This is a genomic window from Lysinibacillus sp. FSL K6-0102, assembly GCF_038003545.1.
GTDB classification, from domain to species: domain Bacteria; phylum Bacillota; class Bacilli; order Bacillales_A; family Planococcaceae; genus Lysinibacillus; species Lysinibacillus capsici.
Map to the genome: position 1 here is coordinate 265853 of NZ_JBBOPH010000001.1, position 14610 is coordinate 280462.

10 protein-coding genes, 17 tRNA genes, 1 rRNA gene and 1 riboswitch are annotated in these 14610 nt (G+C 37.4%); of the genes, 26 read left to right on the plus strand and 2 right to left on the minus strand.

Translation table 11 applies throughout. The features are described 5' to 3' along the window. Positions 1-4: 4 nt before the first annotated feature. The 20 genes from rrf to NYE73_RS01340 all read left to right on the plus strand — a co-directional run bounded on the left by rrf (position 5) and on the right by NYE73_RS01340 (position 3808). Positions 5-120 (plus strand): 5S ribosomal RNA (gene rrf, locus NYE73_RS01245). 11 nt (positions 121-131) lie between these two features. Beyond that, positions 132-207 (plus strand) — tRNA-Val (locus tag NYE73_RS01250). Between the two features lie 4 nt (positions 208-211). After that, positions 212-287 (plus strand) — tRNA-Asp (locus NYE73_RS01255). Between the two features lie 8 nt (positions 288-295). After that, positions 296-371, plus strand: a tRNA-Thr gene (locus tag NYE73_RS01260). A 7-nt stretch (positions 372-378) separates the two neighbouring features. Continuing rightward, a tRNA-Tyr gene (locus NYE73_RS01265) sits at positions 379-462 on the plus strand. A gap of 4 nt (positions 463-466) precedes the next feature. Beyond that, positions 467-540 (plus strand) — tRNA-Trp (locus NYE73_RS01270). Between the two features lie 48 nt (positions 541-588). Beyond that, positions 589-664: transfer RNA gene (locus tag NYE73_RS01275), tRNA-His, on the plus strand. Between the two features lie 9 nt (positions 665-673). Beyond that, positions 674-748 (plus strand) — tRNA-Gln (locus tag NYE73_RS01280). Between the two features lie 13 nt (positions 749-761). Then, positions 762-834 (plus strand) — tRNA-Lys (locus NYE73_RS01285). An 18-nt stretch (positions 835-852) separates the two neighbouring features. After that, positions 853-929, plus strand: a tRNA-Arg gene (locus tag NYE73_RS01290). Positions 930-944: 15 nt separating this feature from the next. Further along, positions 945-1021 (plus strand) — tRNA-Pro (locus NYE73_RS01295). Positions 1022-1036: 15 nt separating this feature from the next. Then, positions 1037-1112, plus strand: a tRNA-Ala gene (locus NYE73_RS01300). Between the two features lie 13 nt (positions 1113-1125). Then, positions 1126-1218, plus strand: a tRNA-Ser gene (locus NYE73_RS01305). A gap of 6 nt (positions 1219-1224) precedes the next feature. Further along, a tRNA-Phe gene (locus tag NYE73_RS01310) sits at positions 1225-1300 on the plus strand. A gap of 5 nt (positions 1301-1305) precedes the next feature. Next, positions 1306-1379, plus strand: a tRNA-Gly gene (locus tag NYE73_RS01315). Between the two features lie 4 nt (positions 1380-1383). Beyond that, positions 1384-1457 (plus strand) — tRNA-Ile (locus NYE73_RS01320). 6 nt (positions 1458-1463) lie between these two features. Next, a tRNA-Asn gene (locus NYE73_RS01325) sits at positions 1464-1540 on the plus strand. A 1-nt stretch (position 1541) separates the two neighbouring features. After that, positions 1542-1613: transfer RNA gene (locus NYE73_RS01330), tRNA-Glu, on the plus strand. A gap of 568 nt (positions 1614-2181) precedes the next feature. Continuing rightward, a complete protein-coding gene (locus NYE73_RS01335; protein ID WP_103117308.1) occupies positions 2182-3228 on the plus strand; it encodes a nitric oxide synthase oxygenase in 1047 nt (348 codons plus the stop codon). Between the two features lie 49 nt (positions 3229-3277). Continuing rightward, positions 3278-3808: a hypothetical protein gene (locus NYE73_RS01340; RefSeq protein WP_048391935.1), complete on the plus strand. Its 531-nt coding sequence runs from the start codon at positions 3278-3280 to the stop codon at positions 3806-3808. Between the two features lie 67 nt (positions 3809-3875). Here the strand turns inward: NYE73_RS01340 and NYE73_RS01345 are convergent, their stop codons facing one another. Then, positions 3876-5084 (minus strand): CynX/NimT family MFS transporter, encoded by a 1209-nt coding sequence (locus tag NYE73_RS01345; protein WP_259951187.1) that lies wholly within the window; start codon positions 5082-5084, stop codon positions 3876-3878. Positions 5085-5262: 178 nt separating this feature from the next. Further along, positions 5263-5439: riboswitch (Lysine riboswitch) on the plus strand. Positions 5440-5521: 82 nt separating this feature from the next. On the opposite strand from NYE73_RS01345, the gene NYE73_RS01350 reads away from it, so the two are divergent. From NYE73_RS01350 to NYE73_RS01370, 5 genes are all read left to right on the plus strand, one after another. Continuing rightward, on the plus strand, positions 5522-6985 hold the full coding sequence (locus tag NYE73_RS01350; protein ID WP_259951188.1) for an amino acid permease: 1464 nt from the start codon (positions 5522-5524) through the stop codon (positions 6983-6985). Positions 6986-7135: 150 nt separating this feature from the next. Beyond that, positions 7136-7828, plus strand: coding sequence for a response regulator transcription factor (locus NYE73_RS01355; protein WP_131522381.1), 693 nt, complete (start codon positions 7136-7138; stop codon positions 7826-7828). Between the two features lie 6 nt (positions 7829-7834). Then, a complete protein-coding gene (locus NYE73_RS01360; RefSeq protein WP_131522382.1) occupies positions 7835-8770 on the plus strand; it encodes a sensor histidine kinase in 936 nt (311 codons plus the stop codon). 130 nt (positions 8771-8900) lie between these two features. After that, the gene (locus NYE73_RS01365) at positions 8901-9824 is read left to right on the plus strand and encodes an ABC transporter ATP-binding protein (protein ID WP_103117310.1); all 924 of its coding nucleotides are present in this window, start codon (positions 8901-8903) and stop codon (positions 9822-9824) included. Further along, positions 9817-10506, plus strand: coding sequence for an ABC transporter permease (locus NYE73_RS01370; protein WP_259951189.1), 690 nt, complete (start codon positions 9817-9819; stop codon positions 10504-10506). Before NYE73_RS01365 ends, NYE73_RS01370 begins: the two co-directional genes overlap by 8 nt. A gap of 47 nt (positions 10507-10553) precedes the next feature. Here the strand turns inward: NYE73_RS01370 and NYE73_RS01375 are convergent, their stop codons facing one another. After that, complete coding sequence (locus NYE73_RS01375; protein ID WP_259951191.1) at positions 10554-11819, minus strand: Nramp family divalent metal transporter; 1266 nt, start codon at positions 11817-11819, stop codon at positions 10554-10556. A gap of 222 nt (positions 11820-12041) precedes the next feature. On the opposite strand from NYE73_RS01375, the gene NYE73_RS01380 reads away from it, so the two are divergent. After that, entirely contained in the window at positions 12042-14585 is a 2544-nt protein-coding gene (locus tag NYE73_RS01380; RefSeq protein ID WP_259951192.1) for a LuxR C-terminal-related transcriptional regulator, read from the plus strand. Positions 14586-14610: the final 25 nt, after the last annotated feature.

Sequence of the window (14610 nt, forward strand, 5' to 3'; positions counted from 1 at the left end):
TAAGTGAAGTGATGATGGCAAAGAGGTCACACCCGTTCCCATACCGAACACGGAAGTTAAGCTCTTTAGCGCCGATGGTAGTTGGGGGCTTCCCCCTGTGAGAGTAGGACGTCGCTTCGCTTATTTTTTGTGGAGGATTAGCTCAGCTGGGAGAGCACCTGCCTTACAAGCAGGGGGTCGGCGGTTCGAGCCCGTCATCCTCCACCATTTTGGTCCCGTGGTGTAGCGGTTAACATGCCTGCCTGTCACGCAGGAGATCGCCGGTTCGATCCCGGTCGGGACCGCCATTATTATTGCCGGTGTAGCTCAGTTGGTAGAGCAACTGACTTGTAATCAGTAGGTCGTGGGTTCGACTCCTATCGCCGGCACCATTCCCTTGGAGGGGTAGCGAAGTGGCTAAACGCGGCGGACTGTAAATCCGCTCCTTAGGGTTCGGCGGTTCGAATCCGTCCCCCTCCACCATTTTAGGGGCATAGTTCAACGGTAGAATAGAGGTCTCCAAAACCTTTGGTGTGGGTTCGATTCCTACTGCCCCTGCCAGGTATTGAGGTACTCGTTCATAATACAGCTAATATAATCTATATAGTGGCGATTGTGGCGAAGTGGTTAACGCATCGGATTGTGGTTCCGACATTCGTGGGTTCGATTCCCATCAGTCGCCCCATTTTAAAATTGGGGTATAGCCAAGCGGTAAGGCAACGGATTTTGATTCCGTCATGCCTAGGTTCGAATCCTAGTACCCCAGCCATTTTTAATTTCACGAGCCATTAGCTCAGTTGGTAGAGCATCTGACTTTTAATCAGAGGGTCGAAGGTTCGAGTCCTTCATGGCTCATCATTTTTTAATTAACATGCGCCCGTAGCTCAATTGGATAGAGCGTCTGACTACGGATCAGAAGGTTATGGGTTCGACTCCTGTCGGGCGCGCCAATAAAATCATGTTTACGGAATGTAGCTCAGCTTGGTAGAGCACTTGGTTTGGGACCAAGGGGTCGTAGGTTCGAATCCTGTCATTCCGACCATCTTTCATGATAAATGGGGCCTTAGCTCAGCTGGGAGAGCGCCTGCCTTGCACGCAGGAGGTCAGCGGTTCGATCCCGCTAGGCTCCACCATTGTAATATTTTTGGAGGTATACCCAAGTCTGGCTGAAGGGATCGGTCTTGAAAACCGACAGGCGGGTAACACCGCGCGGGGGTTCGAATCCCTCTACCTCCTCCATTTTTCGGGTCAGTAGCTCAGTTGGTAGAGCATTAGATTGAAGCTCTAAGTGTCGGCGGTTCGATTCCGTCCTGACCCACCATTATTGCGGGTGTAGTTTAATGGTAAAACCTCAGCCTTCCAAGCTGATGTCGTGAGTTCGATTCTCATCACCCGCTCCAAAATGGGCCTATAGCTCAGCTGGTTAGAGCGCACGCCTGATAAGCGTGAGGTCGATGGTTCGAGTCCATTTAGGCCCATATTATTCCGAAGTAGCTCAGTTGGTAGTAGCACCTGACTGTTAATCAGGTTGTCGCAGGTTCGAGTCCTGCCTTCGGAGCCACGGCCCGTTGGTCAAGTGGTTAAGACACCGCCCTTTCACGGCGGTAACACGGGTTCGAATCCCGTACGGGTCATCAAGCATGTAGCACAGATGTGTGTTACATGCTTTTTTCTATTCTCCTGTTCTTTAAACGATAAAAGATAATGCAATAGCAGAAAAAGACCTATTTGCAAGGTGAGGGACTGAATTTAATTCCCCTAGCATCTTACTATGGGCTCCTATAAGCCGTTTCACTTACCACGTACACTTCCATGGTCAATACTTTTGTGAAGGCTGCTTGACTTCTCTAGTATAGATACAGGCGAAATCCTGGCCAGAGAATTTGTGAAACTGGTTCTGCTCTATGCGAAAGCGAAGCAACAGCAGCAAGTAAGTAGCCCAGAACGTATAGCTTTTTCACCATTTACAAAAATTCTATTGATTTCTTTGTTCTACAACCCCCTGAAAAAGGCTACATGACTACTGTAGCCTTTTTATAATAATTAAAATCTTTCTCCCTTACATTCCCTTACGAAAGAGAGTCTATAGAGTAAATATGAACAAACTATTTCATATATAAAATATGTATGTTTTTTCAATTACTATTTTCATGGTGCTTGTTGTTTTGTTCCTCTAATATGAGGATAAGTGGAGGAATCGATATGAATATACAGGAGATACAGCAATTTTTAAGTCTATATCAGACAGAACAAAATGAATCAGAACTTTGGTTAAAGAATAGATTACAGGCAGTTAAGGATGCAGGTAAATATCACCCAACAACAGAGGAGCTAGTTTTTGGCGCACGTGTGGCATGGCGAAATAGCAATAAGTGTATTGGACGTCTGTTTTGGCAGTCACTGCATGTGGTAGATGCACGTGATGTTTTAGATGAAAAGGCTATTTTTCAAAAATTACTAGAACATATTGATTATGCGACAAATCATGGGAAAATTCGTCCAACTATAACAGTGTTTGCTTCAGATAGAGTACGGATTTGGAATCATCAACTAATTCGTTATGCAGGCTATGAAACAGATGCAGGCATTATTGGAGATTCACAGTCCATTAAATTTACAAAAGTGTGTGAGTCGTTAGGATGGAGAGGTAAAGGAACTGATTTTGATGTATTACCACTCGTTATACAGGTAGATAATCGTGCTCCTCAAATGTTTGTAATTCCTGAAGAAAATATAGTAGAGGTCTCAATCCGTCATCCAGAGTCAAACGATGTGGAAAAATTAGGAATGAAGTGGTATGCCGTACCTATTATTTCGAGTATGCGTTTTCAAATGGCTGGAATTGATTTTCAAGCAGCTCCATTTAACGGCTGGTATATGGGAACAGAGATTGGCGCACGAAATTTAGCAGATCATGATCGTTATAATATGTTACCTGCAATTGCAGAGATTTTTAATCTTGATACAACCAAACAAGCGTCTCTTTGGCGTGATCGTGCTTTAGTAGAACTTAATATTGCTGTTCTTCACTCATTTAAAGAAGATGGTGTGAGCATTGTTGATCATCATACAGCAGCTCAGCAGTTTAAATTGTTTGAGGAGGCAGAAAAATCAACAGGAAGAGAAGTTACAGGCAACTGGACATGGTTAATCCCACCACTTTCCCCTGCCACAACTCATATATTCCATAAACCCTATGTAAATATTTATCATACACCAAATTATTTTTATCAAAAACCATGCTATTAGTGTAAAAGAATTGTTTACTTTCGATACTTTTGATGAGAGAGGGCTTACTATGTTAGATCAGCAAATTCCCAATATCCCATGGAGACAATTGACGACACCTTATGGTAGAGGTACAGCCATTCCTAAGCTGATAGAACAGGAGCAATACACACAACTAGCTGAATTAATTGAACATCAAGGTACACTGTGGCAGGTGACACCATGGGTTTTGCTTGTCCTGCTAAAAAAGCTTACTCGTAAAAAATTAGAGGTTGTCTCCTTACAAGAGGTACAGTTATATTTAGCTGTGGCACATGCTATTACCAAGGATTATCTCGACCCAGTCAATACTGTTAAAAATATGCAGGAGCTATTAGACGTCAACTATTTGTGGATAGAAAATGAGGATAATGATGAACAGGAGTGGGAGAAAGAAACGCCAAAGGGCTATGAGGAGCAAGCTTTTGTAGGCTATTACTATTATAGTTATATGCTTTTACAAGAGGCTGTTCCTATTTTTTCTACTATAACAGCTCATAATAATGAAGCATCAGAATGCCTTGCTGAATTGCTAACATTACTCCAGCAACCCGACAATTAAGTAATGTGTAAACACTATATAGAAATAGAGCAGATGGAGGAATCAAATCCACCTGCTTTATTTAATTTTAATGCACATATTCATCCTTAGAGGCTCTCATTGAGCAAAAGAAGAGTAACATTGCTACAACGACAAAGAGCCATCCCGCAATATTCCAGCCGCCAAATAAATCATGCAAGTAGCCAAAAAGAATAGGTCCAATTGCGGCAAATAAATAACCCAAAGATTGCGCAAAGCCTGATAAATCTGCTGCTTCAAATGCAGTACGAGTCCGGAGAGTGAAGAACATCATTGCTAGGGCGAATGAAGAACCACCTGCTAACCCTAGAAGAACCATCCACAGTACCCCAAGACTTGTCCATTCCATGACAACCCCAACAAAGCCTACTAAATAGAAGGATGTAAACATCAATACAAGTGGGCGTTGAGAAGTCATTTTACCAGCAATAATAGGCACTACTAAGGCCATTGGTACTTGTGAGAATTGCATGATTGAAAACATCCAGCCAGCTTTATCAGGTGCTAAACCTTGAGCAATATAGATCTCAGGTATCCAAGCTGCTGTTGTGTAGAATAATAAAGATTGTAAACCCATTGCCCCTGTGACAGCCCAAGTAACAGGTGATTTCCATAAAGGTGTACTGGTCTTCTTAGATGTAGTAACTGGTTCCGGTTTATTTGATTTTAGTTGAGGTATCCAAATTAAGATTGTAATTAGAACGAGTATGAGTGCAATGGAAAGTGCACCTTGCCAGCCTAACGATGAATTAGCTATCGGATAGCTAATACCAGCACCAAGGCCAGCAGTAAAATTCATGGACATGGTGAAAAAGGCCATTAATAAACCCACATGATAGGGAAATTTCAATTTCAATAATCCTGGAATTAGTACATTTCCAAAAGAAATGGCTACGCCAATTAACACAGTACCTAATAGAAGTAATTCTGTAGTACCAAGTGAACGTAGGACAATTCCTAAAGCCAAGAGAAAAGTTGATAAAAATAATGTTAGCTCAAGCCCTAGTTTGCGTGCTACAACTGGTGCAAATGGAGATATAACAGCAAAAGCCAGCAATGGTATCGTTGTTAGAAAGCCTGCCAAAACATTAGATATTCCAAGATCTTCACGGATAAAGGATATAATTGGGCCAACAACAGTTAGTGGCATTCGTAATGTAGAGGCTATAAAGATAACTCCAAAGACTAAAAGTAAGGTTGTTCCTTTCCAGCTAATTTTTTTACTTGGAAAACTAGTGGAATGATCATTTGTAGTCAAAATAAAATCCCCCTTAATAATAACCATTCTAATTGAACTACTATAACACTTTATCACACTATTAAAAATAGTAGAAGATTCATAAAATACAGAACATTTGTGGTTGTATTGAAATGTCTATGGTCTTATGTTAGTATAATAAACATCATAAATTTAATAATTATATGCCTCATGTTTGTATTGAGGTAGAGGTCGCGATATTTATAAGTATGCTAATTGAAATGACAAGCATTGATGAAATTAGTTGAAAGGAAATATTGCCGAAGTGTGAGGGGACTTGAAAACCTCATGCTGGGGCTGTCTCCGAAAGGAACAGAACTGTCACGTTTGCACAACGTGTTGAGCTATCATGTAGGAAAACTGAGGATTAACGTAGCCATCACAGTGTATATGTGATGGCATTTTTTTGCCTCATAAAATAGGAAGGAAGCTATATCGTGAGTGAAATAAAAGTAAATCAGCTCGGACATAAAGCGCCGAAGCTGAAAAAAGAATTAAAAAGCCGTCATATTACAATGATTTCTTTAGGCGGTACAATTGGTACGGGGCTATTTTTAGCCAGTGGAGGTGCAATTGCTCAGGCAGGGCCTGGAGGAGCATTGCTTGCCTATGCTTTAATCGGTATTATGGTGTATTTTTTAATGACAAGCTTAGGGGAAATGGCTGCCTATATGCCATCCTCAGGTTCATTTAGTACGTATGCAACCAAATTTGTAGATCCTGCTTTGGGCTTTGCATTAGGCTGGAACTACTGGTATAACTGGGCAATCACCATTGCTGCCGAAATTGCTGCTGTGTCATTAATTATGAAATATTGGTTCCCAGATAGCTCATCAGCACTTTGGACAGTATTATTTATTGCTGTTGTATTGACGTTTAATTTACTATCCGTAAAAAGTTATGGTGAAAGTGAATATTGGTTTGCCATGATTAAAGTAGCAACGGTTATTGTTTTTATTATCATTAGCTTACTAATGATTTTTGGTATTTTAGGTGGGCAGGCTCCTGTAGGTTTCACTAATTTCTTTGTTAGTGATGGGCCATTCCATGGTGGCTTCCTTGCTACATTTGGTATTTTCCTAGCTGCAGGATTTTCATTCCAAGGGACAGAATTACTAGGAATTACAGCTGGTGAAACAGATGATCCTGGTAAAAACATTCCGAAGGCTGTTAAATCTGTATTTTGGCGTATTCTTTTGTTTTATATTTTAGCGATTGGTGCAATTGGGATGTTAATTCCATTTACAGACGAACGTTTATTATCAGAAGATATCGCAGTATCACCGTTTACACTAGTGTTTGACCGCCTAGGTATCGCCTTTGCTGCTTCATTAATGAATGCAATTATTTTAACGGCTATGCTGTCAGCAGGAAATTCAGGGCTATATGCATCTTCTCGTATGTTATGGCAATTAGCTGTGGATGGACATGCACCTAAATTTTTTGCAAAGCTAAGTCGTAGAGGTATTCCGATTTATGCACTTATGGCAACATTAGCTGTAGGCTGTTTAGCATTTTTGGCATCCTTCTTTGGCGATGGAGTGGTTTATATCTGGTTATTAAATGCTTCTGGAATGTCTGGGTTTATTGCATGGCTAGGTATTGCGTTTAGTCATTATCGTTTCCGCCGAGCGTTTGATGCACAGGGCTTAGATCCAAAGTTATTACCTTATAAAGCCAAATTATTTCCGTTTGGACCATTATTTGCTTTTACAGTTTGTATGATTGTAGTCATTGGACAAAATTATACAGCCTTTACAGGCGATAAGATTGATTGGTACGGTATCCTTGTTTCGTATATTGGGATTCCATTATTTTTAGCATTATGGTTTGGCTATAAAATAAAGCACAAAACAAAAATGCTTCCACTTAAAGATTGTGATTTAAAAGTTGAAGATTAGATAATAGAGCTGTTCTATAAACCAAAGAGTGATGGTTTATGGAGCAGCTCTTTTTTCAACACTCATAAACAAATCACTAATCAAACATCATAAATATGGTAATGTAATATACATATGGAAATTGGGTTTTGATAGGAGAGGTGCATCATAGTGCAAAAGCATATTTTACTTGTAGAAGACGATGAAGCCATTCGTGAAATGGTTTCTAATTACTTAACGATGGAAGGTTTCCATGTCACAACAGTGACTAATGGCGAAGAGGCATTACAAAATTGTTTGCAAAAAACCTTTGACTTAGTCATCTTAGATATTATGATTCCTAAATTAAATGGATTGGAAGTATTAAAGATTATTAGAGAGCAGGCAGCACTTCCTATCATTATTATGTCTGCAAAAGACAGTGATGTTGATAAAGCATTGGGCTTAGGATTAGGGGCAGATGATTATATTGCTAAACCCTTTTCTATGCTGGAATTTTCAGCACGTGTAAAGGCTGTTATCAGAAGAGCTACGAAATACTCTAGTCAAGCTGAACAAAAGCAAGAGGTCCTAGAAATTGATAATTTAAAGATAGATATTGTTAATTTTTCAATAACAAAGAGCGGACAAGAGATAAAGCTGACATCAAAGGAATTTTCCATTTTAAAATTGTTTGTGACAAATCGCCACAGAGTTTTTACCAAAGAGCAAATTTATCAGACGATATGGAAAGATGCCTATTACGGAGATGAAAATATTATAAATGTACATATCAGAAGACTACGTGAAAAAATAGAAGATGATCCGTCACATCCTCAATATATTAAAACCCTATGGGGAATCGGCTATAAATTTGAAGGGTAAAACTATATGATATTTCTATTATTATTAATCATTGTATTGCTAATCGGCATTCTTATTTTTCAATGGAAAATCAAGAAGGAACAAGAACGTGCTATCCAATATATTCATCGAAAACTACACGTAATTGTGAATGAACAGACGTATGAAAAGATTCTAGTAACAACTACAAATTCAGAAATTCAACAGTTACTTATTACACTGAATACTTTGCTAGATCAACATCAAAAAATTCAGGCTACGCATCGTAAAATGGAAAATTCCATGAAAAAGATGTTGGCCAATATTTCACATGATCTTAAAACGCCTTTAACCGTTGTACTTGGCTATATTGAAATGCTTCAACTTCAAAATGGGATTAGTGACGAGGAACAGCAACGTTTACTTAAGGGTGTACATGCTAAAACATTAGAAGTATTAAAAATTATTCATACATTTTTTGACTTGGCAAAATTAGAGGCTGGGGACACAGATTATCCAATCACTAAAATCAATGTCAGTGAAATATGCCGAAAAAATGTTTTGTCTTTTTACGATTTGGTTACTTCACTGGGATTAGATATTAAAATTGATATCCCAGAAAGCTCCATATATGCACTTGGTAATGAAGAAGCATTAAATAGAGTGTTAAACAATCTACTGTCTAATGCTATTGCATATGGAGCAGATGGCAATGTAATTGGAATTACCATAAGAAATGATGAAGTCAATATTGATATTGATGTGTGGGATTGTGGCAGGGGCATTGATGAATATCATATCGATCGCGTTTTTGAAAGAATGTATACGCTTGAGGATTCTCGAAATAAATCTTTCCAAGGTAGCGGTTTGGGACTAACGATTACAAAGAGACTAGTAGAAATAATGAATGGCTCCATCCGTTTATCGAGTATTCCCTATGAAAGAACTATTTTTACGATTTCGTTAAAGCGAATGATGTATTAAATCGATTATGCTTGTAGAGCTTTAATGCTTTGCAGGCTTTTTTACTTAAGAAATTTGTAAGAATGCAGTAATAAAATAGAGAGTTTCATTTTTTATAATGAAGCTAGTCACAATTGAGGGAGAGAATTACATGACATACATTGTAAAAACAAATCAGCTTACGAAAGTGTACGATGGAAAGGAAGTTGTTTCTGCTGTCAATATGAACGTTAAGAAAGGTGAGATTTATGGATTTTTAGGTCCTAATGGTGCGGGTAAAACGACTGTTATGAAGATGCTAACTAATCTTACGAAGCCTACAAGTGGGGATGTAGAAATTTTGGGGGCGAAATTGACGGACAAATCCTATGAAATACTAAAAAGAATGGGGACAATTATTGAATATCCTATTTTTTATGAAAAATTAACGGCTAGAGAGACCCTGGAATTACATTGTGAATACATGGGTTATTATGATAAGAAAGAAATTGCACATGTTCTTAATTTAGTAAAGTTATCGAATACAGAGAACAAGCAGGTTAAAGATTTTTCTCTGGGGATGAAGCAAAGATTAGGCATCGCAAGGGCCATTATTACAAAGCCAGAGTTACTTATATTAGACGAACCAATTAATGGATTGGACCCAGTAGGGATAAAGGAGTTAAGAGAGCTTTTCAAGATGCTTTGTAAGGAGTACGGCATAACTATTATTATCTCTAGTCATATTCTAGCTGAAATAGAACAATTGGTCGATACAATAGGTGTTATTAAGAATGGAAGGCTCATCACTGAGGTAGCAATGGATACTATTAATCGTGATCAGGTCAATTATACGGAAGTGATCGTAAGTGATGGGAAAAAGGCAGCGTTTATTATTGAAAGCGAATTAAACATTACGAATTTTAAGCTGATGGATGATAACTCTATACGTATATACGACTCAACAGTATCCCAACAAAGCCTATCGAGAGCATTAATTGAACATGACGTTGAGATTGAAGAGATTAGTAAAAAAACTAGTTCATTAGAGGATTATTTCTTAAAGCTAATCAATGGAGGCGTTGTTCATGCTTAATTTAATGCGTTTAGAAATGAAAAAATTTCATTTAGGTTCATATGTTAAAGGAGCCATTATTGCAAATTTTGTTATTCTTGGTTTTTTGTTTATGATTTTATTTATTTCTAAAGTTGAGGGAGACCCAGGGCTTGAAAATTATGAGGTTGCTTTAAGCGTCATTGATTCATTTGTAAGAGCAGTTTTTATGATTTTTGCTTCTACGTTAATAGCTAAGTTAATCATCGGAGAATATAAATTTAAAACCATTACATTAGCCTTTATGTATCCTATAAGTAGAAAGAAGTTAATGGTCGCAAAGCTTGCTATTGTCATGCTATTTACTTTCAGTATGATCATTATCTCCAATGCTCTTATTACAACCATTTTTTGTATCATAAGCGAACGATATGAATTAATTCCTGATGTTCTATCTAGTTCTTTAATTATCCAGCAAATACCTTCTGTATTGATGAATGCGATTGCTGCCTCAGGTATAGCTTTAATCCCATTGTATTTCGGGATGAGAAAATACTCTATACCGACAACTATCATTTCATCTATTATAATTGTGTCTGTAACTTCGTCAAATTCAGGTAACTTTACTTTAAACGATATTATTATTATTCCAATTACTTTAGCAATCGTGGGTCTTGGTATTGCTTATTTAGCCATTAGAAATATCGAAAGGGTGGATGTTTAATCAAAAAGATACCAGGTGCTCATTGCTATAGAGTACCTGGCTTTTTGTTATCCAAAAATTGTTTCCCACAGTAAGTAAATATTTAACGTAACAACAACGACTACGACAAACCAACCTAAAACAGTTGTAATACGGTGATTAACTAGGCTTCCCATAATGTCTCGTTTACTTGTAAACATAACAAGAGGGACAAGTGCAAAGGCAATACCAAATGATAAAACAACTTGACTAAGAACGAGAGCATAGGTAGCATTCACACCAGAGGCAATGATTGCAAGTGGTGGCACCATGGTAATCGCTCTACGTAAATAAAGAGGTATTTTTCTTTGAATGAAGCCTTGCATCACTACGTCACCAGCTAAAGTCCCTACAGAGGAGCTAGCAAGCCCTGCAATAAGTAAACCAAGACCAAAGGAAATGGCAGCCATTGGGCCGAGCGCAACTTTTAAGCCATTATAGGCAACATCTAAATCTTCAACTACAACACCTTGGGTATGGAATACGGCTGCGGCAATGATGAGCATGCTCATATTGATGGCACCAGCAATAATCATAGCGATGATAATATCGATAAATTCAAAACGGAAAATACGTTTTTTTTCTGCCTCATTTCGACCAATAATACGACTTTGAGTTAAAGAAGAATGTAAGTAAATAGCATGAGGCATAACGGTTGCACCTAAAATACCTGTTGCTAATAATAGTGAATCTACACCTTCAAAGTGTGGTGTGAACATGCCAATCGCCACATCGTCCCATGCTGGCTGCGCTAAAAATGTTTGGAAGGCAAATGCCAATACAACAATTAAAACCATTCCAGAAATACCTGCTTCAAAGGCTCTAAATCCTCTTCTTTGCAACTCTAAAATAGCGAATGAACCCACTGCTGTAATCAATGCGGCGGGAAGCATTGGGATATTAAAAAGTAAATAAAGCCCTAATGCTGCTCCGATAAATTCCGCGAGGTCTGTGGCAATGATGACCAATTCCGCCTGTATCCATAAAAAGATAGATGTTTTTTTAGAAAAATGCTCGCGTGCTACTTCAGGTAAATTTTTTCCTGTCGCAATCCCAAGCTTGGCAGACAGGGACTGAATTAACACGGCCATTAAATTAGAAAAGGCTATAACCCAAAGTAGCAGGTAGCCGTATTGAGAGCCTGCTGTAATATTTGTAGCAAAATTGCCAGGATCAATATAGGCAACTGCTGCAATGAAAGCAGGTCCTAAAAATGGCAAGAGTCTTCGCCAACCTTTTATATCTCCATCTAAAACCGCCTCTGCAGACGATTTTGTGACTCGTTTGTAAACCATATTGTTCCCTCGTTTCAAAAAGTATCATCAGTGAAATAAAGTTTCCTATAGGAAAATAGGATATTAGTATTCTAACGCTAGGAATAAAAAAAGTGAAGTAGTTTGCTTTATCCTTCTAAAATAAGTATGCTCTTTTGGATGAAGTGAATGAGTAGAAAAATTAAATTGCAGGGAAAATTCGAAATTTATAGAACTAATGAAATGTAGAAGGGAGACAAGGTGATGGATATGGTATGGGTAAAATCAAAAGTAACAATTCCACGTACAGTGCCAAATGTATTAGAGAGGAAGAAATTATTTTCTATTTTATCTAACAATCGAATGAAAAAACTAACCATTATACGGTCAGCCGCAGGATACGGAAAGACGACTCTTTTAAGTCTGTGGTTGAAGCATATTGATGAATCGGTAGCATGGTTTACTATCGATCAGAATGACAATGATCCTGTGAGATTTTTAAAGTACTTAATACATACATTATCTTTTAGCATATTGAATGTAGAACAAAAGTTAAACAATATACTAGATGAAACACCACCTTTTGAAACAATTATAGATACACTGTTAAACGATTTGGATACATATAAAGAAAATATTCATATTGTTTTTGATAATTTTCAAGAAATCCACAACCCTCAAATTCATCAAATTATCAATCGACTTATTGAATATTTACCAGCCAATGCACGGATCTATATAACTACACGAACTAATTTAGAACTTCCACTAGCAAAATGGCGTGTAAAAGGTTGGATACTAGAAGTCGGGACGGGTCAATTATGTTTTGATTTAGAAGAGCTACAATCTTTCTTTAATTCTGTTACTAATGATGAACAGAAGGATGCGCTGAAGCCTTTATTAAAGACTACAGGGGGCTGGATAGCAGGTATCCAACTGATAAAGCAATCAACAGGTGGAATGATAGGTAATCTTAGTAGTGAAGAAATTTTAGCCAAAGCTAGTTCATATATACATGAGTACTTCATGCAAGAAATTCTTTTAATATTACCTCAAGAATTGCAAGATTTTCTACTAAGAACTTCCATTTTAAACTACTTAGATCCGAGTGTTTGTGGATCCATCACGAACGGATTAGATAGTTTAACTACATTCTCAGAGCTGGAGAAAAATTGTTTGTTTATCGAACAAGTACAAGCTCATCCACCCGTTTATCGTTACCAAACTTTATTTAGGCATGCCCTACAGGTAGAATTTCAAAGGCAATATTCCTATGAAATGATTACCTCTATTTATTACGAAGCAGCCACTAATTTATGCCAAAGAGAAGACTATGTAGCGGCAATTGAGCTTGCTTTAAATGGCGAATTATACAAGCTTGCACATGAATGGATTCAAAAATATTTAGTCGAAATATTTGCCGAGGGACATACTCTATTATTCGGGCAGTGGATACAGAAATTAAGGAATGCTCAGTTTCCAGTAGATATTAATATGCTTGTCTTATATATTACTACTCTGTTTTCAACCCATGAAATTGATCAGGCGAATAAAATCATAGAGGAACTACTATTTAAACAAAATAAATGGAAATGGATGGAGGGTTTTCAGTTCATTGCTGTATCAAAAATCTTTGAAATTATACAGGCTTATATAGGTTATATGGAAGATGGAGACATTGAAAAGGCAAAAGTAGGTTTACAAACACGCGTAAATGTAAGAAAGAATAAGTCATCTTTATATCATATTTCTTTAAAATATAATCAATTTGAGCCTAGAATTTTATGTACTTTTGTAGGTGCAAAAGGAAAATTCTTACCAGTAGTAAAAATGGATGAACTGATTCAAGTGTTGAATGAAAGTGAAATAAGGGAGCGAAATATTACAGGCGTTACCTATGGATTACTAGCTGAAATTTTGTATGAAATAAATGATTTAGATAGAGCAAGTAAAGAGTTAGAAATCGGTTTACAATATGGTTTACATTTTCAAGATCCAGGATTATTTATACCAATGTACTTATTAAAGGCTCGTATTTATATGACTAAAAAACAATTCGAAGAAGCACATCTGTTATTGCTTGAAGCTATGAAGGAAACCGATAAACCTTATTGGATAGGTATGCTCTATATTATGAAAGCACAATCTTATTTATTGGAAGGAAATATTTCATATGCACAACAGGAATTTTTTAGAGTGACGGATTTTATCAATTATAGAATTGCATCAAAAAATCCATTTTATTTATTAGTTCAAGGTAAAATTCTATATGCTAAAAATCAACTGGAGGAAGCATTGCAAATTGCTATTCGTTTAAAAGAAGGAGCAACTCAGGAAAAGCAAATCGTTACGCTTATTGAAGCGGGCTTGCTAGAAGCCATTTGTCATTTTTCACTTGGTAAAGAGGATTTCGCTTTAACAGTATTACATGATGCTCTTGAACATGGAGTGTCCTACGGGTATTACCGTACATTTATAGAGGAGGATTCTATCTGGCCATTACTTAATAAATACTGGCGTCTACGTCAGCATAATAAGGGAGATACATTTAAGTCAGTGCCGTTAGCCTATGTAAATAAACTATTACTAAATGACAGCACAGAAGATGAGTTTTTCACTAACTTTACTGCAAGAGAAAAAGATGTTCTGCAATTACTCGCAGAAGGTGCTTCTAATAAGGAGATTGCACAACAATTGCAGCTGACAGAGGGAACAATTCGTATATATTTAACAGGAATCTACAGTAAAATAAGTGTGAAATCTCGCACGAAGGCCATTTTATGGGCAAAAGAATGGCTAGGCTTTTAAAGTTGTTAAAGAGAAAGGAGGTCTA